This window comes from Roseibaca calidilacus (genome assembly GCF_001517585.1).
In the GTDB taxonomy this organism is placed as follows: domain Bacteria; phylum Pseudomonadota; class Alphaproteobacteria; order Rhodobacterales; family Rhodobacteraceae; genus Roseinatronobacter; species Roseinatronobacter calidilacus.
In genome coordinates this window covers 521249-543922 of sequence record NZ_FBYC01000004.1, presented here as the reverse complement: position 1 = coordinate 543922, position 22674 = coordinate 521249, and the positions used below count along the sequence as shown (strand labels likewise).

Sequence of the window (22674 nt, the reverse complement as noted above, 5' to 3'; positions counted from 1 at the left end):
GTTTCGGTCAAAAGCCGTCTGCCCCCTAACCCAGGAACGCCCCCGGTCGCCCCGCCCGTTACATAACTGTCATGTATTCGTCGTATAAGCGTTGCAGAATCGGACTATCCGCTAACTCAGATCGGGTGTCCGATCCAAAGCAAACGCTAAGGAGCAATCATGTCCAAGCTGACTTTCACCACCTCCGCAATCGCTATTCTGGCCCTTTCGGCCGGTGCCGCTGTTGCACGTGACAACGTGCAGATCGCCGGTTCCTCGACCGTGCTGCCCTATGCCACCATCGTCGCCGAAGCCTTCGGTGAAAACTTCGACTTCCCGACCCCCGTCGTCGAAGGTGGCGGTTCGGGCGCAGGCCGCAAGAAGATGTGCGAAGGCGTTGGCACCAACACCATCGACATCGCCAACTCGTCCTCGCGTATCAAGCAGTCGGACATCGACAACTGCGCCGCCGCGGGCGTGACCGAGATCATGGAAGTCCGCTTTGGCTATGACGGCATCGTGTTTGCCTCGGACGTCAATGGCCCGGCCTTCGAGCTGACCCCGGCTGACGTGCATGCCGCACTGGCTGCCAAGGTCGTCAAGGACGGTGCTCTGGTCGACAACACCGCCGTGAACTGGGCTGATGTGAACCCGGCTCTGCCCGCGCAGGAAATCCTGGCTTTCGTGCCCGGGACCAAGCACGGCACCCGTGAAGTCTTCGACGAGAAGGTGCTGATCGCGGGCTGCGAAGAGAACGGCACGATGGCAGCACATGAAGCTGCCGGCGCCGAAGATGCTGAAAAGTCCTGCATGGCGCTGCGCACCGACGGTCGCTCGATCGACATCGACGGCGACTATACCGAAACACTGGCCCGCGTTGATGCCAACAAGAACGGCATCGGCATCTTCGGTCTGTCGTTCTATCAGAACAACACCGACAAGCTGCGCGTCGCCACAATGAACGGCGTCGTCCCGACCACCGAATCGATCGCCATGGCTGAATACCCTGTGTCGCGTCCGCTGTTCTTCTACGTGAAGACCGCGCACCTGGACGTGATCCCCGGCCTGCAGGAATACATCGACTTCTTCGTCTCCGACGACATGGCAGGCCCGGACGGCCCGCTCGCGGCCTATGGCCTCGTGTCCGACCCGGAACTGGCCGCGACCCAGGCGATGGTTGCTGCCCGCACGCCGATGGGTCCCCTCGAGTAAGCCGACGCTTCCGGGGGAGAGCGCGACAGCGCGCTCTCCCTCCCACTGACTTGCCCAAGGGCACCACCTGAAAGCGGATTTCCCATGAGCGTCGGCCTTCTTTCCTTGATCATACTGGTTCTTTCCGTAATCGGTTTCTTCATGGCCCGAGCGCGGGCAATGCAAAGCGCCGGCGGGAACTCCCGACTTCTGCATTCCCTTCCATCCTATTACGGTCAGGCGGCGCTGCTTTTCACGGCTGTCCCGGCATTTCTGCTGATGGTGATCTGGCTGCTTATCCAGGGCCCCATGACCGAGGCGCGCATCATCAGCCAGCTGGGTCCGGAAGTCGCCGCCGATGCGAATGCGGCGAAGCTGACGATGAGCGACGTGCGCCGGATCGCTGACGGTCTAGACGCGATGCAGGACCGTTTCGACATATCGAACGATGAACTGGTGACGATGCGCGCCGACCTCAGCGACATCCGCGGGCGTCTGGCCGAGGTGGGCGTCGCGCTCGGCAGCGAGACCAAGCCCGAAGTCTTCGAGGCGGCCAAGGCCTATCGCATCGCGCAGCAGCGCAGCGCGGTCGCCATGAGCGTCGTCGTCATCCTGACCGCCCTGGCCGGTCTCGCGCTTGCGGTGCAGCGGACGAACCGCGACTTCCGGGCGCGCAACGTCACCGAGACCTTCATGCTGTGGCTGTTCATCGGCGCCGCGACGATCGCGATCCTCACCACGGTGGGCATCGTGCTGTCGCTGCTGTCGGAATCGATCCGCTTCTTCAGCGTGTATCCGATCACGGATTTCTATTTCGGCACGGTCTGGAACCCGCAGTTCCGCGGCGGCTCCGACCTCGGCCTGCTGCCGCTGCTCTGGGGCACGCTCTACATCAGCTTCGTCTCGATGCTGGTCTCCGTGCCGCTGGGTCTGTTCACCGCGATCTACACCGCCGAATATGCGCCCAAGAAGGTGCGCAACGTGGTCAAGCCGCTGATCGAGGTGATCGCGGGCATTCCGACCGTGGTCTTCGGCCTCTTCGCGCTGGTGACGGTCGGCCCGTTCCTGCGCGACTTCATCGCCGTGCCGACCGGGCTGGGCAATTCCGGCTCCTCCGTGATGACCGCCGGTCTCGTGATCGGCATCCTGAACACGCCGTTCATCTCGTCGCTGGCGGATGACATCATCAACGCGGTGCCAAATTCGATGCGCGAAGGCTCCTACGGCCTCGGCGCGACGAAGTCCGAGACGATCCGCCAGGTCGTGCTGCCCGCGGCCCTGCCGGGGATCGTGGGCGCCGTGCTGCTGGCCGCAAGCCGCGCCATCGGCGAGACGATGATCGTGGTCATGGGGGCCGGGGCCGCGGCCAAGCTGGGGCTCAACCCGTTCGAGGCGATGACGACCATCACCGTGAAGATCGTCAGCCAGCTGACGGGCGACCTCGCCTTCGACTCGCCCGAGACGCTCGTGGCCTTCGCCCTCGGCATCACGCTCTTCGTGCTGACGCTCGGGCTCAACATCTTCGCTCTGTGGTTCGTCCGCAAGTATCGGGAGCAGTACGACTAATGACCGACATTTCGCAATCCCCGGCCTCCGGCGCCGAGCCGATGCGCACGACCACCTCGCTGCTGACGGAAAGCGATCGCACCCGTCGCCGCAACGCCGCCGAAAAGCGGTTCCGCATCTACGGCATGATCGCGATCGCCATCGCGCTGAGCATCCTGGCGATCATGCTGTTCACGATCATCCGCGACGGCTCCTCGGCCTTCGTGCAGGCCAAGCTGACCTTCCCGGTCACGATCGATGAAAGCGTCGTGGACAAGACGGGGAACCGCGATCCCGCCGAGATGGCGCGGGTCACGACCATCGGCTACGGTCGCGTCCTGGCCACGTCGCTGGTGGAGTATATGGACGAGCGGAACATCGCGGTCGAAGGCATCTCCGACAAGGAGATCGGCGACATGATCTCCAAGGACGCTCCCGGGCGCCTGCGGAGCATGGTTCTCGAGGACCCCTCGCTGGTCGGTCAGACCATCACCTTCGAGGCCTTCGCGGCCGGTCGCATCGACGGCTACCTGAAGGGCCGGGTCGACCGCGAGATCGCCGCGCGCGATTCGAACGTCTCGGTGACGCAGCTTGACCTGGCCGACCAGATGATCGAGGCCGGCATCCTGAGCAGCAGCTTCAACTGGAGCTTCATCACGGCGCCCGATGCCTCCGACCTGCGCCCCGAATCCTCGGGCCTGGGCGTGGCCCTGCTGGGCAGCCTCTACATGATGTTCCTGGTGCTGGTCTTCACGCTGCCCCTGGGGGTCGCGGCGTCGATCTACCTCGAGGAATTTGCGCCCAAGAACTGGTTCACCGATCTGGTCGAGGTGAACATCTCGAACCTGGCGGCGGTGCCCTCCATCGTCTACGGGATCCTCGGCCTTGCGGTCTTCATCAACTTCGGCGGGCTGCCGTCTTCGGCGCCGCTGGTGGGGGCGCTGGTGCTGACGCTGATGACCCTGCCGACGATCATCATCGCGACCCGCTCCGCCATCCGCGCCGTGCCGCCGTCGATCCGGGACGCGGCACTCGGGGTGGGGGCATCCAAGATGCAGACCGTGTTCCACCACGTCCTGCCGCTGGCCGCGCCGGGCATCCTGACCGGGACGATCCTCGGCCTCGCCTCGGCGCTTGGCGAAACCGGGCCGCTGCTGCTGATCGGCATGGTCGCCTTCGTGACCAACTACCCGGCCAGCCCGGTCGAGGGTGGTTTCCTCGACCCGGCGACGGCCCTGCCGGTGCAGGTCTATTCCTGGGCGTCGCGGTCGGACCCGGCCTTCATCGAACGGTCCTCCGGTGCCATCATCGTTCTGCTGATCTTCCTGGTCTGCATGAACATTGCCGCCATTCTCCTGCGCCGCCGCTTCGAGCGCCGGTGGTAAGAAAGGACCCCGACATGTACGATGCCCCCCATACGAGACGAGAGGCCGACGTGACCGACATCAAGATCTCTGCCCGCAAGGTGCAAGTTTATTACGGCGCGACCCATGCCATCAAGGACGTGGATGTCGACATCGAGGACAAGACGGTCACCGCCTTCATCGGCCCGTCGGGCTGCGGCAAGTCGACCTTCCTGCGCTGCATCAACCGGATGAATGACACGATTGATATCTGCCGTGTCGAGGGTGATATCCTGATCGACGGCGAGGACATCTACGACAAGCGGATCGACCCCGTGCAGCTGCGCGCCAAGGTCGGCATGGTGTTCCAAAAGCCGAACCCCTTCCCCAAGTCGATCTACGACAACGTCGCCTACGGCCCCAAGATCCACGGCATGGCCAAGAACAAGGCCGATCTCGACGAGATCGTCGAGAAGGCCCTGCGCCGCGGCGCGATCTGGGACGAGGTCAAGGACCGGCTGCAATCGCCCGGGACCGGCCTGTCCGGCGGCCAGCAGCAGCGCCTGTGCATCGCCCGCGCCGTCGCCACCGAACCCGAGGTGCTGCTGATGGACGAGCCGTGCTCCGCGCTCGACCCCATCGCCACCGCCCAGGTCGAGGAGCTGATCGACGAGCTGCGCCAGAGCTATTCGGTGGTGATCGTCACGCACTCCATGCAGCAGGCCGCGCGGGTCAGCCAGAAAACCGCATTCTTCCACTTGGGCGATTTGGTGGAATATGGCGAAACCGAGCAAATCTTCACCAACCCCAAAGATGAGCGCACCGAACGCTATGTAACCGGTCGTATCGGCTAGGTCACAAGGCCATGTCCGACAAACACATCGTGTCCGGCTTCGACAGGGACTTGGCGTCTATCGAAGCGTCGGTTGCCCAGCTTGGGTCCATGGCGCGCGATGCGCTGCATGACGCGGTTCAAGCCTGCATCTTGCGCGACACGCAGATCGCCGCGCGGGTGCAGGCCGGGGACAAGGCGCTGGACCAGCTGGAAACCCAAACCCGCATGGCCACGATCAAGCTGCTGGCACTGCGCGCGCCCAGTGCGGTTGATCTGCGCTTTGTCCTTGCGGTGCTGGAAATCTGCGCACATCTGGAACGCTGCGGCGATTATGCCAAAAACATCGCCAAGCGCAGCCTTGCGCTTGGTCCGCATGGACAGCTTATCGGCACCGACCGCGCGTTGTTACGCATGTCGGATGCCGTGACCCAAATGTTGGCGGATGCGCTGGCGGCTTTTCTGGACCGCGACACTGACAAGGCCCGCGCGGTGATAGAGGCCGATCTCGACACCGACCAGCGCTATAATTCGCTGTTCCGGGGGCTTCTGACCTACATGATGGAAGACCCGCGCAACATCACAGCCGGGATGCATCTGCATTTCGTCGCCAAGAACCTTGAACGCATCGGGGACCGCGCCACCGGGATCGCCGAACAGGTGGTGTATCATGTAACGGGCGAAATTCCGGACCAGGAGCGCCCCCGAGAAGACCCTTATACAAGCCCCGATGGGCGCATGAACGGTCAGAACTGACCGCGTCACGCCAGCCGTGGGTGACTTACCCCTCTCTCAGCGCGGCCCGGAACAAGCGACCGATCAGTGTTTGGTCATCCAGCAGGGTTTGACGCGGCACTTCATGTATGCGCCGTCCGAATGCCCCGTGATACAGGGCAGTTGTATAAGTTTTCGAAGTGACAATATCTTCCAGCGCGATGTCTTCGGCAAACCGGTCTTTTTCCATCCATGACACGGGCATGATATCGGCCTCTGCGATTTCTGACACAAATTCAGGTCTTGTGTCGACGATAGGTGTCAGAATATCCGAACCGAGGGCGCACCAACTCAGAACCCCGCCCTGTTCCAGGCGTGCCTCCAGCCGCGCGCAATAGGCGTTTATGACCTTGCCATCCGCAGCCGACGCCAGAAAACCGTTGGGAATGGTGTTCTCTCCGGTAGATCGGATACGCGTGCAGGTGAAATCATGTCCGCGCGTCCGATCCAACAGGTCCGATAGCGGACGCAAAACGATCGTGTCGGAATCGAGGTATACACCGCCATATTTCTGCAAAAGCCGGGCCCGCAGCACATCTACCTTATGCGACACAGAGACGAATTCGCGCCCCAGATGGCGGACCGTGATCTCGTCCAGATCATCTTCCAGATCGTCAAGATAATCGTGTATCGTGTCCTCGTTCAAAACATGAAGCTGCACCCCGTCCGCGTGCCGCCTCATGGTCTGATGACACAATTCAATATAGTCAGGTGTCGCACGCGACGTGGGTTTATTCTGCCAATAAACCCAAACATGCTGCATATTCATGCCCCCTTCACACGCGACCGAACACAAACAATCACGGGCAAGACGTAGCGCCCATGGCCGCGATCAGGGCGCACGCCGAAGAATAGCAACGCAATACCAGGGGCACAAGCTGCGCCCCCTCCTCGCGCTCTCGGTCAAAAGCCGCGACCAAATCTGGCCCGGCTGGCAGCGCGCGAACATCGTCCAACCGCTGAAAAGGGTCCCGAGGATGACCGCCCCAAAGGCGACGTGACCGCCCACACACAGAATGGCGACGGCCCCCCGCCCCAGCGCTGACCGCGCCGGAGCATGGCGGCATCGGCCCTACCCGGCCGACGCGCCCATGACATGCCCGAGTTCTGCGCCCGACAGAACCATATGGCGCGCACGGCCCACGATCAGCGGATCGGGCTTGCGCGCGATCTCGGGGTCTTTATCGGGGTAATCCAGCGTAGACAGAACATGCTTCATGCATTCCAGACGCGCGCGTTTCTTGTCTTTGGATTTTATCACTGTCCAAGGCGCGTCCGCTGTGTCGGTATAGAAGAACATCGCTTCCTTGGCCTGCGTATATTCGTCCCATTTCCCAAGGCTCGCCTTGTCGATGGGGGACAATTTCCAGCGTTTCAGAGGGTCCGTTTCTCGCGAAGCGAAGCGGCGGCGCTGCTCTTCCGGGGTGACAGAAAACCAGAACTTGAAAAGGCGAATGCCGGATCGCACCAGCATCCGTTCAAATTCCGGCGCTTGGCGCATGAATTCAAGGTAATCCGTCGGCGTGCAGAACCCCATCACGCGCTCTACGCCCGCGCGGTTATACCAAGACCGGTCGTAAAACACCATTTCACCGCTCGTCGGCAGATGTTCGACATAACGCTGGAAATACCACTGGCCCAACTCTGCCTCTGACGGTTTGTTCAAGGCGACCACGCGGGCAAACCGCGGGTTCAGATGCTCGTTGAAACGTTTGATCGTGCCGCCCTTCCCGGCCGCATCGCGCCCCTCGAACAGGAACACGAACCGCTCGCCGGTCTCGATTGCCCATTTCTGCACTTTCAGAAGCTCTGCCTGAAGCCGGGCTTTTTCGGCCTCGTACGGGGCGCGGGCCATCTTGTAGCGATACGGGTAGCGGTCGGATTCGAAGAACTTGCGAATTTCGTCTTGCGTCAACGAATCGGGATCCGGCATCCAGGCATATTTGGCAGGCGCGGGTTTCAGACGTGCGGGTTCTGCCAATTCTGGCGCAGGCTGTGCCGCCGCAGCTACATCGGTCTGCTCTGGCGCAATCACGTCAGAAAGCGGGGCGGTCACAGCGTCGGAATCTTTCATAGGCACAATCCTGTCTAATTTTGAATGCCTTATCCTATCCCGCCGCAGTAAACCTGTCTTTGATATACCTCAATCCACGCTTGCGTCGCACCGCTTGCCGCCCGATAGTCGCGGCATGACAAAAACGCTTCTTTCCATCGGGCATGGCTACAGCGCACAGGCGCTGGCGGACCTGCTGCTGCCTTTGGGCTGGCATATCATCGGGACCACACGCAGCGCAGAACGTGCGGCACAACTGGACCGCGCCGGCATAGAGCCACTGATCTGGCCCGGCACCCCTTTGCCACTGTCACGCGCCACGCATCTGTTATGCTCTGTCGCGCCGGGGCCAGAGGGCGACCCGGTGCTGGCCGACCACGCGCCGGACATCGCACAGGCCACGCATCTGGATTGGGTCGGATACCTCTCGACCACGGGCGTTTATGGCGACCATGGCGGCGCTTGGGTGGACGAGGACACGCCCCTTACCCCCAGCACCGCGCGCGGGCGCGCCCGGGTCGCGGCAGAAGTCGCGTGGCAGAATGCCAGCCCTACCCGTCTGCATATCCTGCGGCTGGCGGGCATCTACGGCCCCGGCCGTGGCCCCTTCGCCAAGTTGCGCGCGGGCACGGCGCAACGCATCATCAAACCCGGACAGGTGTTTTCGCGCATTCACCGCGACGATATCGGCGCGGCGCTGCTGGCTGCAATCCAGTCGGACAAGGGCTCTGCCGTCTATAATCTATGCGATGACAACCCTGCCCCGCCGCAAGACGTGATCGCCTATGCTGCCGAGCTTCTGGGCATGGCACCACCCCCTGAAATTGCCTTCGAAACCGCCGATCTGTCGCCCATGGCGCGCAGCTTTTATTCCGAAAGCAAGCGCGTGCGGAATGACCGCATCAAGGCTGATCTGGGCTGGCAGCCGCTTTACCCCGACTACCGCAGCGGATTGCGCGCGGTGCTGCGCGCCGAAGGGTAATTGCATCTGTCGCCGCGCGGCGCTAACCCGTTGCCATGCCCCGCTATGCCCTGAAAATCGAATATGATGGCCGCCCGTTCTGCGGCTGGCAGCGCCAACGCGATCTGCCCTCGGTGCAAGGCGCGGTCGAGGCGGCGCTGGCCCGGCTGGACGCGGATGTGCCCAGTATTGCCGCCGCGGGCCGGACCGATACCGGGGTTCACGCGACCGGACAGGTCGCCCATTGCGACATGACCCGCGACTGGGACGCGTTCCGCTTGGGCGAGGCGCTGAACCACCATCTAAAACCCCTGCCGGTCGCCATTTTGGCCTGCGCGGCTGTGGATGAGGATTTTCACGCACGGTTTTCGGCGTTGGAGCGGCGCTACACCTTTCGCCTGCTGTCACGCCGCGCCCCGCCTGCGCTGGATACCGGCTTTGTCTGGCATATCCGCCACCCGCTGGATGTGCAGGCCATGCGCGACGGCGCCGCGCACCTGATCGGCCTGCATGATTTCACCACCTTCCGCGCCAGCCAATGTCAGGCACAGTCGCCCGTCAAGACGCTGGACGCGTTGCAGATAGAGGCTTTCGACATACCCGGCGGGGTCGAATACCGCTTCCATCTGCGCGCGCGGTCCTTCTTGCACAACCAAGTGCGCAGCATTGTGGGCACACTGGAACGCGTGGGCGCAGGCGCTTGGACGCCGGATGACGTGAAAACCGCGCTGGAAGCGCGCGACCGCGCCGCCTGCGGCCCGGTCAGCCCACCCGATGGGCTATGCCTGACCGGGGTCAGCTACCCAAGCGATCCATTCGCGTAGCGGCTGATGGTGCTTGGGGGCTGCCCGCCCCGCCGCCACCGGGCTTTCGCCCAATGGCACCCGCCCTGAGGAGACTATGCAGGGATGAAGGATCAGTCGATCTCTTCGACCACGACAAGCTCACGGGTTGCGGCATCTTTGGCGAAGCTCAGCGCCTCTTGATAGGCGGGCGAATTATAGCAATCGACCGCCGCTTCGACCGATGGAAAGCGCGCAACCACGTTGCGCGGGTGTCCCTGCCCTTCAAGCTGCACAGCGCGGCCTGCGCGCGCCAAGAACACGCCGCCATGATCGGCAATCGCCTTGGTCGCGCGGCTGGCATATTGGCCGTAAGCATCGGCATCCGTGACGGTAACATGGGCAATCCAAAGCGCGCTCATGCCATGACCCCGGCGATGTGATTGGCGGCGGCTTTCAGCGCGGCCTCTGCCCCGGCAATATCGGCCCCGCCCCCCTGCGCCATGTCGGGGCGGCCACCGCCGCCTTTGCCGCCCAGTTCGGTGACCGCCGCGCGCACCAGATCAACCGCCGAAATCCGTTCGGTCAGATCGCCGGTCACGCCTGCTGCCACGGCGGGCTTGCCGCCGGTATCGGCCACCAGCACCACGGCGCCGCTGCCCAGCTTGTCCTTCATCGCGTCGATCAACGCGGGCAAGTCTTTGCCGCTAACCCCTTCCATAACGCGGGCGATCAGCTTAATTCCACCCACCTCTTGCGGGGCGTCCTCGGCGGACCCACCGCCCATCGCGATCTGACGCTTAAGTTGCGCCACCTCGTTTTGCAGCGCGCGGCGTTCGTCCATCAAAGCGCGCACACGGGCGGGCACATCGGCCGCGGGCGTTTTCAGCGCCAGAGCCACATCGGCCAAACGGTGATCTTGCGCGCGCAGGTAGTCGAGCGCGGCCTGACCGCTCAGCGCCTCGACCCGGCGCACGCCAGCGGAACTGGCGCTGTCGCCCAGCACCACGAATGCGCCAATATCGCCAGTGCGCGCGACATGCGTGCCACCGCACAGCTCCAGCGAATAGGTGTTGCCCTCGGTGCCCTTGCCGGACCCGGCGAGCGTGCCCATGGACACCACGCGCACCTCGTCGCCATACTTCTCGCCGAACAAGGCCTGAGCGCCCAAGGCGCGGGCATCGTCCGGCGTCATGATGCGGGTATCGACCGCGCCGTTCTGGCGGATGAAGGCGTTCACCTCGGCCTCGACTTGCGCGATCTGGTCAAGGCCAAGTGCGGCACCATGGCTGAAATCGAAGCGCAGACGGTCGGGCGCATTCAGCGAGCCTCGCTGCGCGACATGTTCGCCAAGCGCGCGGCGCAGGGCTTCATGCAGCAGATGCGTGGCCGAATGGTTCGCGCGGATGGCGCTGCGGCGGGCATGGTCCACCTCTAGCTTGGCGGGCTGGCCCTTGGCGATATGCCCCTCCGTCACCTCTGCGATATGGATGTGCAACCCCGCCGCCTTGCGCGTATCGGTCACTTTTGCCGCGCCGGTCGCCGTGCGGATAAAGCCGGTATCGCCCACCTGACCGCCCGATTCGGCGTAGAATGGCGTCTGGTTGGTGATGATCTGGATCTGGCCTTCGGCGCGGTCCGTTTCTGTCCCCTCCGTGACCAGTGCCAGCACCTGCCCCTCGGCGGTTTCGGTTTTATAGCCAAGGAATTCGCTCGCGCCGACCTTGTCGGCAATATCGAACCAGATCGACGCATCCGCCGCTTCGCCCGACCCGGCCCATGCGGCGCGCGCGCGGGCTTTTTGTTCGGCCATGGCGGCGTCAAACCCATCAACATCGACCTTGCGGCCCCGCTCGCGCAGCGCGTCTTGGGTCAGGTCCAACGGGAAGCCGAACGTGTCATACAGCTTAAAGGCCGTCGCGCCGGGAAGATCGGCATCGTCAGAGAGGTCCGTCAACTCTGCATCAAGCAGCTTCAGGCCACGGTCCAGCGTCTGCCGAAAGCGCGTTTCCTCGGCCCGGAGCGTTTCGGTAATCAGCGCCTGCGCCTCGCGCAGTTCCCCAAAATGCCCACCCATTTGCGTCACCAGCGCGGGCACCAGCCGGTGCATGACCGGGTCTTGCGCGCCCAGCATATGCGCATGGCGCATGGCCCGGCGCATGATGCGGCGCAGAACATAGCCGCGACCATCATTCGACGGCAACACACCATCGGCGATCAGGAAGGAGGTGGCGCGCAGATGGTCGGCAATCACGCGGTGATGGGTCTTGCCGGGGCCGTCAGGATCAGAGTTGGTAGCATGGGCCGATGCTTCGATAAGCGCGCGCATCAGGTCGGTGTCGTAATTGTCGTGCTTGCCTTGCAGAAGGGCGCCGATCCGTTCCAGCCCCATGCCGGTGTCGATGGACTGGTTGGGCAATTCGGTCAGCGAGCCGTCGTCATGCTGTTCATTCTGCATGAAGACAAGGTTCCAGATCTCGATAAAGCGGTCGCCATCTTCTTCGGACGATCCCGGAGGGCCACCCCAAATCTCGGGGCCATGGTCGAAGAAAATCTCTGTGCAGGGGCCACAGGGCCCGGTCGGCCCCATGCGCCAGAAATTGTCATCGGTCGGAATGCGTATGATGCGGTCATCGGACAGGCCCGCGACCTTTTTCCAGATATCTGCCGCTTCGTCGTCAGTGTGGTAGACTGTAACGAGCAGGCGGTCCTTGGGGATGTCGAAATCCTTGGTCAGCAATTCCCACGCGAAGGGGATCGCTTCGGATTTGAAGTAATCCCCGAAGCTGAAATTGCCCAGCATTTCGAAAAACGTGTGATGACGCGCGGTATAGCCGACATTGTCCAGATCGTTATGCTTGCCACCCGCGCGCACGCATTTTTGCGAGGTCGTGGCGCGGTTATAGTCGCGGTGCTCCAGCCCGGTAAACAGGTTCTTGAACTGCACCATGCCCGAATTGGTGAACATCAGCGTCGGGTCATTGCGCGGAACAAGGGGCGAACTTTCCACCACTTGGTGCCCATTGCGAGCGAAATAGCTGAGAAAGGTCGAGCGGATGTCGTTTAGGCTGGGCATGTCACACTCCGGGCGCTTGCGCGTGCTGTCTTGATGGCACGGTTTAGCCCTCGGCGCGGGGGCTGTCCACACCCCGCGCCGAAATCCCGGAACGCGCGCGGCGTCAGTCTTCGGTCAGGTCGGCATCCCCTTCGGACATATGAAAGTCCAGACCATGCGCGGCGCGGATTTTATCTTCGATTTCCAGCGCGCGATGCGGGTTTTCGCGCAAGAAGCTCTTGGCGTTTTCGCGCCCCTGCCCGATGCGCTCATCGCCGTAGGAATACCACGCGCCCGATTTCTCGACCACGCCAGCCTTCACACCCAGATCAAGCAATTCGCCGGTTTTCGAGATACCTTCGCCATACATGATGTCGAATTCAACCTGCTTGAAGGGCGGCGCGACCTTGTTTTTCACGACCTTGACGCGGGTTTGGTTGCCAACAACCTCGTCCCGGTCCTTGATAGAGCCGATGCGCCGAATATCCAGACGCACCGAGGAATAAAATTTCAGCGCGTTGCCGCCCGTGGTCGTTTCGGGGCTGCCGAACATCACGCCAATTTTCATGCGAATCTGGTTGATGAAGACCACCATGCAGTTGGAGCGGCTTATGGAACCGGTCAGCTTGCGCATGGCCTGCGACATAAGCCGGGCGTGGACCCCCACGGAACTGTCGCCCATATCGCCTTCCAGCTCTGATTTGGGCGTCAGTGCCGCGACAGAGTCGACCACGACCAAGGATACCGCGCCAGAGCGCACCAGCGTATCGACAATCTCTAGCGCCTGTTCGCCGGTATCTGGCTGCGAGATCAGCAACTCGTCAAGGTCAACGCCCAGTTTGCGGGCATATTGCGGGTCCAGCGCGTGTTCCGCATCAACAAAGGCGCAGACGCCGCCTTTCTTCTGCTCTTCGGCCACGACATGCAGCGTCAGCGTGGTCTTGCCCGAGGATTCCGGGCCGTAAATTTCGATGATGCGGCCTTTCGGCAGGCCGCCGATGCCCAATGCAATATCCAGCCCGAGCGAGCCGGTCGAGGTCGCCTCGACATCCTTGAGGGGGTTATCCCCCCCCAACTTCATGATCGAGCCCTTGCCGAACTGGCGCTCGATCTGTGCCAGCGCCGAATCAAGCGCTTTTTGTTTTTCCGCCGCCTTTTTGTCGGTCATGTTCAGCAGGTCCGCTACAGCCATTGTTTCGCCCCTTATTTCACAGCGCGCCGGTTGCGGCAATCGCCGGTTTGTTCCCCGCTTGTTCTAAACCAACATCCAGCACAAAGCGAGAACTTTCTGATTGATATCGAAGCTCAGCTTGCCACGGATTGGTTAACAATCCCTTCCCGGCGCAGGGTTGCACCAAGTGCAGAGCGGACATTCCAGATCAAGCGTAGCAAGGGCAGCCTCTCTGACCTATTTGATTAATATGGGAGGCGTAACCTTTGGAAAGGATACCCACATGGCAAGCGTGACCACCGATATTTTCAGCAAGGCCCCAAGCGCAACCTTGGGCGGCAGTCTGGTGCACGGGTTGGAAAAGCTGGCGCAGTTGTCGCCCACCTACCGGCGGCTGCAAGCCCTGTCCGACACAACCGATGCCGAGCTGGCCGCCCGCGGCACCACCCGTCAGGATGCAGTGCGCGACATTTTCGGCACCCGCTTCTACGCCTGATACAAAAGCGCAAATGCACCGGGTCGCAGCCCGGCGCGGGCGATCTGGCTGGCCAGCCGAATCGCGATAGCGGCATCTTGCGGCGCGGCCAGGTAAACCGCGCCCTGTGCTATGCTGCTGGGCAGCGGGGTGCGCAGGGCAACATCCCCCAAGCCTGCCAGTATTTGGCGATATTCCAGATCATCCATCGCGGGCGCAGGGCGCAACATGCTATGGGCTCGGTCCATGTCGGCCCGGCCCGCCAGAACGACCTGACCAGTCACAGCCCCACACGGGCCAAGAACGCAGGCCATGCGCGTGGCCAGCGGCGCGCGCCACGCGCCGCCCAGATAGTGGCACATCCATAATTCGGGGTCTGTCGCAACCATGGCTTTGCCTATGCCGCTTGCACGGGCTTGCCAAGGGGGCGGGTTTCGCTCATCACCCTGCGCATGACGGACCAGTTGCAAATCCTGTGTATCGGCGCGGCCCTTTGGGACATCATCGGGCGCACCCCTGCCCCCATGCGGGTCGGCTCTGACGTGGCGGGGCGGATCACGCGTATTCCCGGCGGCGTGGCGTTGAACATCGCCATGGCGCTGGTGCGGGCCGGTGCCCGGCCAGAGGTGCTGGCCGCGGTTGGCCAAGACCCGGCAGGCGACGCGCTGGTGGCCGAAATGGCTGCGCGCGGCGTTGGCGTGGACCATCTGTATCGCGCGCCAGACCTGCCCACCGACACCTATATGGCGATGGAGGGCGCCGGCGGGCTAATTGCCGCCATTGCCGATGTGCATTCGCTGGAAATGGCGGGGGCCAAGGTGCTTGCGCCCCTGCGCGACGGGCGACTGGCCAGCGACGCGGTCCCATGGCGCGGCATGATCGCGCTAGATGGCAACCTGACAGTGGCGCTACTGGCCGAGATCGGCAGCGCCCCGGCCTTTGCGCGGGCGGATTTGCGGGTGGCACCGGCCTCTCCGGGCAAGGGGGAACGGCTGTTGCCGCTGCTCAAACGGCCCGGAACGGTGTTTTACGTCAACCTTGAAGAGGCCGGTCTGCTCTGCGGCACCGCATTTGAAGGGTCAGTGGCGGCGGCACGCGGTCTGCTGGGGCGCGGCGCGCAGCGTGTGCTGGTCACAGATGGCGCGCGCGACACAACAGATGCCAGCGCCGAAGGGCTGGTCACGCTGGCCCCGCCGCAAGTGCAGGCCGCCCGCGTAACAGGCGCGGGCGACACTTTCATGGCTGCACATATGGCCGCCGAAGCGGGCGGCATGGACCGCGCGGCAGCCTTGCGCCACGCCCTGACCGTGGCGGCGCGCTATGTGGCCGGTGGCCCGGAACATTAAGGAAATACAGATGCTTGAAATGCGATATTCATCCGAAGTGGCCCGCGCGCGTGGCGATGGGGCAGCGATTGTTGCGCTGGAATCCACCATTATCACCCATGGCATGCCCTACCCTGACAATCTGGCCATGGCCCGGCAGGTGGAAGATGACATCCGCAGCAACGGGGCCGTGCCCGCGACCATCGCGGTGCTGGGCGGCGTAATCCATGTTGGGTTGGAACCGGCAGAGCTGGAACGCTTGGCGCAAACACAGGGCGCGCTGAAACTGTCGCGCGCCGATCTGGCGGCGGCGCTGGCCATGGGCGCGACCGGGGCGACCACGGTTGCCGCCACCATGATCTGTGCCGCGCGCGCGGGCATCGGGGTATTTGCCACGGGTGGCATTGGCGGCGTGCATCGCGGCGCGGAAACCAGTTTCGACATTTCGGCCGATTTGCAGGAATTGGCGCAAACCGCTGTCACAGTGGTTGCCGCCGGGGCCAAGGCCATTCTGGACCTGCCGAAAACGCTGGAAGTGCTGGAAACGCTGGGCGTGCCGGTCATTGCCTATGGGCAAGACGGCTTTCCCGCCTTTTGGTCGCGCGACAGCGGCCTGCCCGCGCCCCTGCGGATGGATGACGCGGGCCAGATTGCCCATGCGCATCTGCTGCGCGGGGCTTTGGGCCTGCCCGGCGGGCAACTGGTCGCCAACCCGATCCCCGAATCTGACGAGATCCCGCGCAAGGTTATCAACGGCTGGATCGAACAGGCGCTGGAGGATTGCGCAGGTGTCGCCGCAAAAGAGGTCACACCGCGCCTGCTGGCGCGGATATTCGAGTTGAGCGGCGGCGCGTCCTTGACCGCCAATATCGCGCTGGTGCGCAATAACGCGAAGCTGGGCGCTGAAATTGCGCGCGCGCTTGTATCGCAACCTCGCGCCCCCCATATCGGCGGCTGACACAAGGCGGAACGGATCATGTCGGCAGATCAACAGAAACGCGGAGTGCTTGGCTCTATCCGCTCGAATTTCCTCGCCGGTCTGGCGGTCATCGCACCCGGCGTGCTGACGGTCTGGCTGGTCTGGAACGTTGTGACATGGATCGACGGAATCGTGATGCCGTTGATCCCGCGGCGCTTTCACCCCGACGTGTTGACCGGCTGGGACGTGCCCGGCTTGGGGGTTGTGATCTTCTTGGTCTTCACCGTCGTGATGGGCTATTTCACCAAGGGCTTCATCGGGCGCACGCTGGTCATCTGGAGTGAGCGCATCGTCGAAGCGATGCCGGTCGTGCGCTCTATCTACAACGCGGTGAAGCAGATCGCGGACACGGTTCTTGCGCGCACCGCACCAACCTTCGACCGCGCCTGTCTGATCGAATACCCCCGCAAGGGGATGTGGGCCACCGCGTTCATCTCCACCACCACGCGCGGCGAAATCGGTGACCGGCTGTCGGATGGCGAGGAGCTGATCTCGGTCTTCATGCCGACCACGCCGAACCCGACATCGGGCTTCCTGCTGTTCGTGCATCGCCGCGAGGTGATCGAATTGGACATGACGATCGAAGATGCCGCGAAGCTGATCATCTCGGCAGGGTTGGTCTATCCGGATTCGCGCAAGGGGACGGTCGTCGCCTCGCCCGGATTGCTGGGCCCAGAGCAAACACCGCGCGCATAGGCCCCACCAGCGCATTTCTGATCGTGGCGCTGGGGATTATTCCGGGTTCCCCTGCCCGCACAGGCCGCCACAGCGCCTGTCGCAGGCTCTGCCCGCGCCTCGCAAAGATGGATGGCGCAATGTCGCATTCAGCGCGTTTCAAACGGATCAAGTTTTGATGGACCGAATGTTGAATCTACCCGCCAACACACCGATGAGCGCGACAGGCGGTTGATCGCGGGCGGCGCGTTCAGGAATGGCAACAAAGCATTCCCAGCGATACGCGGCTAATGGAACTGTGCAATACCTTCACAGGCGCAAGGGGCGACAGCCCCTAGCTGCGGGCGCATAGCCATGCGCGGGATGGTGATATGCGCCGTTTCAAGGTCTTTGACCTAGCGCGCGACAGCCCGTCCCTGTTTCCGCAAGCTGTGATGCAGCCCTTGGATTTCCACCGCAGCGACCAAGCCCGCGCCGACGGGTCTTTTCACCGTCATATACCCATGATAAGCGGCCCCCGCAGGCGGAAAATCCTTTTCCGCACCCAGATATATCCGGAGTGACATCATGGCCCTAGAGCGCACCTTCTCGATCATCAAACCCGACGCCACCGCCCGCAACCTGACCGGCAAGATCAATGCCAAATTCGAAGAAGCTGGCCTGCGCATTGTCGCACAAAAGCGCATTCACATGACCAAGGCGCAAGCGGGCGAGTTCTACAAGGTCCATGCCGAACGCCCCTTTTATGACGAATTGTGCGACTTCATGGCCTCTGGCCCGGTCGTGGTGCAGGTTCTGGAAGGCGAAGGCGCCATTGCCAAGAACCGCGAAGTGATGGGGGCAACCAACCCCGCAGATGCCGCCCCCGGCACCATCCGCGCCGAATTCGCGCAGTCGGTCGGTGAAAACTCTGTCCACGGGTCGGACGCGCCGGAAACCGCAGCCGAGGAGATCGCCTATTTCTTCGCCGGTATCGAACTGGTCGGCTAAGCCGGTTTGCAATCGCCTTCGGGCCTGTTTTGGAAAGGCCCCGCCGTTGTGCGGGGCCTTTTGCGTGGGACGAAGGGGGCTTTCGGCCCCGCGCGCCTGCCCGACAGGCCGGCTTACCCCCGAGGATATTTGGGCAAGGTTGACTGGGGGCGTCGTTCTTCATTTACGATTGCTGCGGTTCCTGCCAAATTATGCCCATGTTTCAGAACGTAGAGTTGCCCGTCTGGGCCCTGACCCTGATCGTGGGCTTTGCCGCGGTGACCTTCGCGTCGCATTTCCTGTTTCCGTCGGTGCGCTGGTTTTTCCGCAAGCGGGCCGAGCGCGCCGTGGCGGAACTGAACAAGCGCCTGAAACGCCCGATCGAACCGTTCAAGCTGATGAAGCGGCAGGATCAGGTGATCCGGCTGGTCTATGATCCGCAGGTCATGGAAGCGGTGCGCCAACACGCCCGCGACGAGGGGATCCCCCCCAACGTTGCCTTCGAGAAAGCACGGTCCTACGCGCGCGAAATTGTGCCGGGTTTTTCCACCGCGACCTATTTCGGCTTTGCCATACGCTTGGCCCGGCGGCTGGGCGAAGGGTTTTACGATGTCGTCGTGCAACCAGAGAACCAGACCGGGCTGGATGACGTGGCCCCGGAAGACGCCATTGTCTTTGTTATGAACCACCGCTCGAACATGGATTATGTTCTGGTCACATGGTTGGCCGCGCAGCATACGGCGCTAAGCTATGCGGTCGGGGAATGGGCGCGGATCTGGCCGTTGAAGGGCTTTATCCGCGCGATGGGCGCTTATTTCATACGGCGGCGCTATGCCAACCCGCTGTATCGGGCCGTGCTGGCGCGCTATGTCCAGATGTCGGTGCAGCAGGGCAGCACACAGGCAATTTTCCCCGAGGGCGGGCTAAGCTTGGACGGGCGCGTCGGTCAGGGGCGCGTGGGCCTGCTAACCTATATCCTGCGCGGCTGGGATGCCCATGGCACCCGCGATGTGATCTTCGTGCCCGTCGCGCTGAGTTACGACCGGGTTCTGGAAGACCGCTTGCTGCTGGCCGCGCAGGCTTCGGGCAACCGCCGCTTTCGCGGGCGGCCCAGCGTGGCGCTGGCCTTTGTCGGGCGCGTGCTGTGGCAAAAACTGCGCGGGCGCTTCCGGGGCTTTGGTCAGGCGGCTGTCAATTACGGCGCTCCGGTATCGTTGCGCGGATACATGCAAGCCAATCCCGATGCCAATGCCGATGCCTTGGTGCAGCTTTTAATGGCCCGCATTCAGGCCGCAATGCCGGTGCTTGCGGTTCCGCTGGCCGCCGCCGCGCTGCACAGGCTGGGCGGGCGCGGCGCGTGGTCGCAGCTACAGGCCGCATCGCAAGAGTTGCTTGACCCCGCCAAGGCCGACAGCCTGCCCCCCGCCGCGCAAGAGGCGTTGTTGCGCAAGGGCTTGGATCATCTGGCACTGCGCGGCATGATCCGCACTGAAAACAGCGTTTTCAGCATTGCGCCGGGTGAAGAGGTTGCGATTGCGTATTACGCGGCCTCGGTCCTGCAAGGACGCGGCGATACGGCCGAAAGCACCGTCACAGCAAAGACATAAAATTACAAAATAAGAATATTCAGGGTTGCAATGTTGCGTGACCCATTTTATCCATGCTGCAAGCGCCGCATAAGTTCTGCGTCGCAGCACCATGACCGGGGATAGCCCCCGCCAACTGAATTTGGAGGCCGCAATGGCGCTGGATAACCAGACGGGCATCGCCCAATACGACGCACCCGAAAAAGACCTCTACGAAATCGGGGAAATGCCGCCCATGGGCTATGTGCCCAAGCAAATGTATGCATGGACCATCCGTCGCGAACGCCATGGCGAACCCGAGCAGGCCTTCAAGGTCGAAGTGGTCGACACATGGGAAATCGACAGCCACGAAGTGCTGGTTCTGGTCATGGCCGCCGGTGTGAACTACAATGGCGTTTGGGCGGGTTTGGGCCAGCCCATCAGCCCGTTCGACGGCCACAAGCAGCCCTACCACATTGCCGGGTCCGACGCGTCGGGCATTGTCTGGAAGGTGGGCGACAAGGTCACGCGCTGGAAGGTTGGCGACGAGGTCGTGATCCATTGCAACCAAGACGATGGTGATGACGAGCACTGCAATGGCGGCGACCCGATGTATTCGCCCAGCCAGCGCATCTGGGGCTATGAAACGCATGACGGGTCGTTCAGCCAATTCACCCGTGTCCAGGCGCAACAGCTTATGCCACGCCCCAAGCACCTAAGCTGGGAAGAAGCGGCCTGCTACACGCTGACGCTGGCCACTGCCTACCGCATGCTGTTCGGCCATGCCCCGCATGACCTGAAACCGGGACAGAACGTGCTGGTCTGGGGCGCGTCGGGCGGTTTGGGGTCTTATGCGATCCAGCTGGCCAACACGGCGGGCGCGAATGCAATCGGCGTTATCAGCGACGAATCCAAGCGCCAATTCGTGATGGATCAGGGCGCGAAAGGCGTGATTAACCGCAAGGAATTCAACTGCTGGGGCCAATTGCCCAAGGTGGGCACCGATGAATACGCGGAATGGTTCAAGGAAGCGCGCAAGTTCGGCAAGGCGATCTGGGACATTACCGGCAAGGGCGTGAATGTCGACATGGTGTTCGAGCATCCGGGCGAAGCGACCTTCCCGGTCTCAACCCTCGTGTGCAAGAAGGGCGGCATGGTGGTGATCTGCGCGGGCACAAGCGGCTTCAACTGCACCTTTGACGTGCGCTACATGTGGATGCACCAGAAGCGCTTGCAGGGCTCGCATTTCGCGCATCTGAAACAGGCTTCGGCCGCGAACCAGTTGATGATCGAGCGCCGTCTGGACCCCTGCATGTCGGAAGTGTTCGAGTGGAAGGACATCCCGGCCGCACATACGAAAATGCTGCGCAACGAACATCTGCCCGGCAACATGGCCGTATTGGTGCAATCGCCCCGCACCGGCCTGCGCACGCTGGAAGAGGTGCTGGACGCCGGCCCGACCAAGTAAACCGGCCCCGACAGCGTGCGCATGACCGCGACCGGCCCTGTGTCGGTCGCGGTTTTTGATGGGCTTGCCTTGCAAATGCTGCATAGCGGCATTTCTGGTTTGTTTATTGTGCGCGCGCAGCATCGGCGTATCTGTCGGTCCAAGACATGTAGTTTAAGGACACGACAATGACCTATGCCTCCGAAACCACCGCCCCGCGCCAAACCGGCCTTCTGGCCCGTCTGCAAGGCTTTCGCGACACGCTGCAAACCGTGATGCAGCAACGCGCCGTTTATGCCCGCACGGTGCAGGAATTGCAGGCGCTCAGCAATCGCGAACTGGCCGATCTGGGCATTCACCGCAGCGAGATTCCGCGCATTGCCGCAGAAGCCGCGTTCAAAGGCTAAGCAACGCCCACCCGTCTAGCGGCGCAGCCCTGCATAGGTGATGCGCCGCAAGACCCATTCGAACGGCCCCAGCGCAAAGCGCCGGTGCCAAAGTGCCAAGGCGGCAATCAGCCCAAACGTGACCAAGACCGCGATCAAGGTTGCCGTTCCGCGGTCAACCGCGTTCCACAATCCCGCGCCATAGGCGGAAAAGAGCGTGGACAGGATGATCGACTGCCCCAGATAAATGCTCAGGCTGGACCCGCCCGCTTTCAATATCCGCGACATGACCGGCCCCGGCGGGCGCGCCAGCGCCGCGATCAGGCCCAGATAACCCAAGGTCGCGATGGGCGCGGCAAAGACGGTCAGCGCCGCGCCGTAACTTGCCGGGCCCCATTGCCATAGCGCGGCACCCGTAATGCTTAGCGCCGCGCCCGGCCACAGGCACACGCGCCGCGCCCGCGCCCAGAGCGGATGGTCCGCGCGGTCAATCATGCCCGAGCGCACCGCCGCCAGCCCAAGGCAGAACCACCCCAGCGCCGAAATACCCTGCACGATCAGAAATACGAAAAGGGTGAACAGAAATCCGACGCTGCGAAAGAGAACCGCATCCCAGAACCCGCCCGCGCCAAGCGCCTTTTCTTCTATGGCGAAGAATTCTGGTGGGGTATCGGATGGGCCAAGCAGCAAGGGCAGCGCGATCATGGGTTGCAGCACCAACAGCACCGCGCCCAAGCGCACAAGCCGCCGCACCGGCCAGTCGCGCAGCAGATACAGGACAGAGCCTGTCACCGCATAGATCACCAATATATCGCCCGGAAAGAACAAGCAGCCATGCAGCAGCCCCAAACCCAGCAAGCCCGCCATCCGGTTGCGGTAAAGCTTGCCAAAGGGCAGCCCCCGGCGCGCGGCGGATCGCATCAGCAAGCCCAGCCCCACCCCGAACATGAAGGAAAACAGCCCGTAGGTTTTCAGCAGCGCCAGCCCGTTGACCAGCCATAGCGTGACGGCATCGGCCGGGCTGCGGGCCACCGGGTCAGCAAACCCTTGCAGCGCGGAAAACGCAATGAACTGCACATTGACAATCACAATGCCAAACAGCGCAACCAGCCGCAGGTAATCGGGCATCAGGGCGCGTTGGGGCTTTGCGACCTGTTCTGTCATCCC

At 62.8% G+C, this 22674-nt stretch carries 22 protein-coding genes; 15 read left to right on the top strand and 7 right to left on the bottom strand.

The genetic code is table 11. The annotated features are described in order from the left end of the window. The first annotated feature begins 159 nt into the window (after positions 1 to 159). The 5 genes from AWT76_RS06190 to phoU all read left to right on the top strand — a co-directional run bounded on the left by AWT76_RS06190 (position 160) and on the right by phoU (position 5646). Positions 160 to 1191, top strand: coding sequence for a substrate-binding domain-containing protein (locus tag AWT76_RS06190; protein WP_072245575.1), 1032 nt, complete (start codon positions 160 to 162; stop codon positions 1189 to 1191). 84 nt (positions 1192 to 1275) lie between these two features. Beyond that, positions 1276 to 2736: a phosphate ABC transporter permease subunit PstC gene (pstC, locus tag AWT76_RS06185; protein WP_072245574.1), complete on the top strand. Its 1461-nt coding sequence runs from the start codon at positions 1276 to 1278 to the stop codon at positions 2734 to 2736. Then, positions 2736 to 4100 carry a phosphate ABC transporter permease PstA gene (gene pstA / locus AWT76_RS06180; protein ID WP_072245573.1) on the top strand — a complete coding sequence of 455 codons (1365 nt, stop codon included), beginning with the start codon at positions 2736 to 2738 and terminating at the stop codon, positions 4098 to 4100. The genes pstC and pstA overlap by 1 nt, the downstream gene beginning before the upstream one ends. Positions 4101 to 4114: 14 nt before the next feature. Beyond that, positions 4115 to 4912 (top strand): phosphate ABC transporter ATP-binding protein PstB, encoded by a 798-nt coding sequence (pstB, locus tag AWT76_RS06175; protein WP_072245572.1) that lies wholly within the window; start codon positions 4115 to 4117, stop codon positions 4910 to 4912. A gap of 11 nt (positions 4913 to 4923) precedes the next feature. Continuing rightward, positions 4924 to 5646 (top strand): phosphate signaling complex protein PhoU, encoded by a 723-nt coding sequence (gene phoU / locus AWT76_RS06170; protein WP_072245571.1) that lies wholly within the window; start codon positions 4924 to 4926, stop codon positions 5644 to 5646. A 25-nt stretch (positions 5647 to 5671) separates the two neighbouring features. Here the strand turns inward: phoU and AWT76_RS06165 are convergent, their stop codons facing one another. Continuing rightward, entirely contained in the window at positions 5672 to 6427 is a 756-nt protein-coding gene (locus AWT76_RS06165) for a capsular polysaccharide synthesis protein (RefSeq protein ID WP_176699348.1), read from the bottom strand. Between the two features lie 309 nt (positions 6428 to 6736). Continuing rightward, positions 6737 to 7597 (bottom strand): polyphosphate kinase 2, encoded by an 861-nt coding sequence (gene ppk2 / locus AWT76_RS06160; protein ID WP_245638838.1) that lies wholly within the window; start codon positions 7595 to 7597, stop codon positions 6737 to 6739. 256 nt (positions 7598 to 7853) lie between these two features. On the opposite strand from ppk2, the gene AWT76_RS06155 reads away from it, so the two are divergent. Together AWT76_RS06155 and truA are read left to right on the top strand one after the other, a co-directional pair. After that, the gene (locus AWT76_RS06155) at positions 7854 to 8699 is read left to right on the top strand and encodes an SDR family oxidoreductase (RefSeq protein WP_072245569.1); all 846 of its coding nucleotides are present in this window, start codon (positions 7854 to 7856) and stop codon (positions 8697 to 8699) included. Positions 8700 to 8734: 35 nt separating this feature from the next. Further along, positions 8735 to 9502 carry a tRNA pseudouridine(38-40) synthase TruA gene (gene truA / locus AWT76_RS06150; protein WP_072245568.1) on the top strand — a complete coding sequence of 256 codons (768 nt, stop codon included), beginning with the start codon at positions 8735 to 8737 and terminating at the stop codon, positions 9500 to 9502. Between the two features lie 92 nt (positions 9503 to 9594). Here the strand turns inward: truA and AWT76_RS06145 are convergent, their stop codons facing one another. The 3 genes from AWT76_RS06145 to recA form a co-directional block, all read right to left on the bottom strand. Then, the gene (locus AWT76_RS06145) at positions 9595 to 9882 is read right to left on the bottom strand and encodes a DUF1330 domain-containing protein (protein WP_072245567.1); all 288 of its coding nucleotides are present in this window, start codon (positions 9880 to 9882) and stop codon (positions 9595 to 9597) included. Then, a complete protein-coding gene (gene alaS, locus AWT76_RS06140; protein ID WP_072245566.1) occupies positions 9879 to 12536 on the bottom strand; it encodes an alanine--tRNA ligase in 2658 nt (885 codons plus the stop codon). Before alaS ends, AWT76_RS06145 begins: the two co-directional genes overlap by 4 nt. Positions 12537 to 12639: 103 nt before the next feature. Next, positions 12640 to 13707 carry a recombinase RecA gene (recA, locus tag AWT76_RS06135; protein WP_072245565.1) on the bottom strand — a complete coding sequence of 356 codons (1068 nt, stop codon included), beginning with the start codon at positions 13705 to 13707 and terminating at the stop codon, positions 12640 to 12642. Between the two features lie 262 nt (positions 13708 to 13969). On the opposite strand from recA, the gene AWT76_RS06130 reads away from it, so the two are divergent. Further along, entirely contained in the window at positions 13970 to 14182 is a 213-nt protein-coding gene (locus AWT76_RS06130) for a hypothetical protein (protein ID WP_072245564.1), read from the top strand. Here AWT76_RS06130 and AWT76_RS06125 read toward each other — a convergent pair. Continuing rightward, entirely contained in the window at positions 14173 to 14550 is a 378-nt protein-coding gene (locus tag AWT76_RS06125; RefSeq protein ID WP_072245563.1) for a hypothetical protein, read from the bottom strand. The two genes, AWT76_RS06130 and AWT76_RS06125, sit on opposite strands and share 10 nt — an antisense overlap. Before the next feature lie 63 nt (positions 14551 to 14613). Here AWT76_RS06125 and AWT76_RS06120 point away from each other — a divergent pair, with 63 nt between their 5' ends. From AWT76_RS06120 to AWT76_RS16905, 7 genes are all read left to right on the top strand, one after another. After that, a complete protein-coding gene (locus tag AWT76_RS06120; protein WP_072245562.1) occupies positions 14614 to 15507 on the top strand; it encodes a PfkB family carbohydrate kinase in 894 nt (297 codons plus the stop codon). 10 nt (positions 15508 to 15517) lie between these two features. Continuing rightward, positions 15518 to 16444, top strand: coding sequence for a pseudouridine-5'-phosphate glycosidase (locus AWT76_RS06115; protein ID WP_072245561.1), 927 nt, complete (start codon positions 15518 to 15520; stop codon positions 16442 to 16444). An 18-nt stretch (positions 16445 to 16462) separates the two neighbouring features. Further along, complete coding sequence (locus tag AWT76_RS06110; protein ID WP_072245560.1) at positions 16463 to 17161, top strand: DUF502 domain-containing protein; 699 nt, start codon at positions 16463 to 16465, stop codon at positions 17159 to 17161. A gap of 546 nt (positions 17162 to 17707) precedes the next feature. Continuing rightward, positions 17708 to 18130 (top strand): nucleoside-diphosphate kinase, encoded by a 423-nt coding sequence (gene ndk, locus AWT76_RS06100; protein WP_072245558.1) that lies wholly within the window; start codon positions 17708 to 17710, stop codon positions 18128 to 18130. A 197-nt stretch (positions 18131 to 18327) separates the two neighbouring features. Next, complete coding sequence (locus tag AWT76_RS06095) at positions 18328 to 19716, top strand: 1-acyl-sn-glycerol-3-phosphate acyltransferase (protein ID WP_072245557.1); 1389 nt, start codon at positions 18328 to 18330, stop codon at positions 19714 to 19716. Positions 19717 to 19849: 133 nt separating this feature from the next. After that, positions 19850 to 21142, top strand: a complete 1293-nt coding sequence (gene ccrA, locus AWT76_RS06090) for a crotonyl-CoA carboxylase/reductase (RefSeq protein ID WP_072247525.1) — start codon at positions 19850 to 19852, stop codon at positions 21140 to 21142. A 167-nt stretch (positions 21143 to 21309) separates the two neighbouring features. Continuing rightward, positions 21310 to 21528, top strand: coding sequence for a DUF1127 domain-containing protein (locus AWT76_RS16905; protein WP_072245556.1), 219 nt, complete (start codon positions 21310 to 21312; stop codon positions 21526 to 21528). A 15-nt stretch (positions 21529 to 21543) separates the two neighbouring features. Here AWT76_RS16905 and AWT76_RS06080 read toward each other — a convergent pair whose 3' ends face one another. Next, positions 21544 to 22671, bottom strand: coding sequence for a DUF418 domain-containing protein (locus AWT76_RS06080; RefSeq protein WP_072245555.1), 1128 nt, complete (start codon positions 22669 to 22671; stop codon positions 21544 to 21546). Between the last annotated feature and the right edge of the window lie 3 nt (positions 22672 to 22674).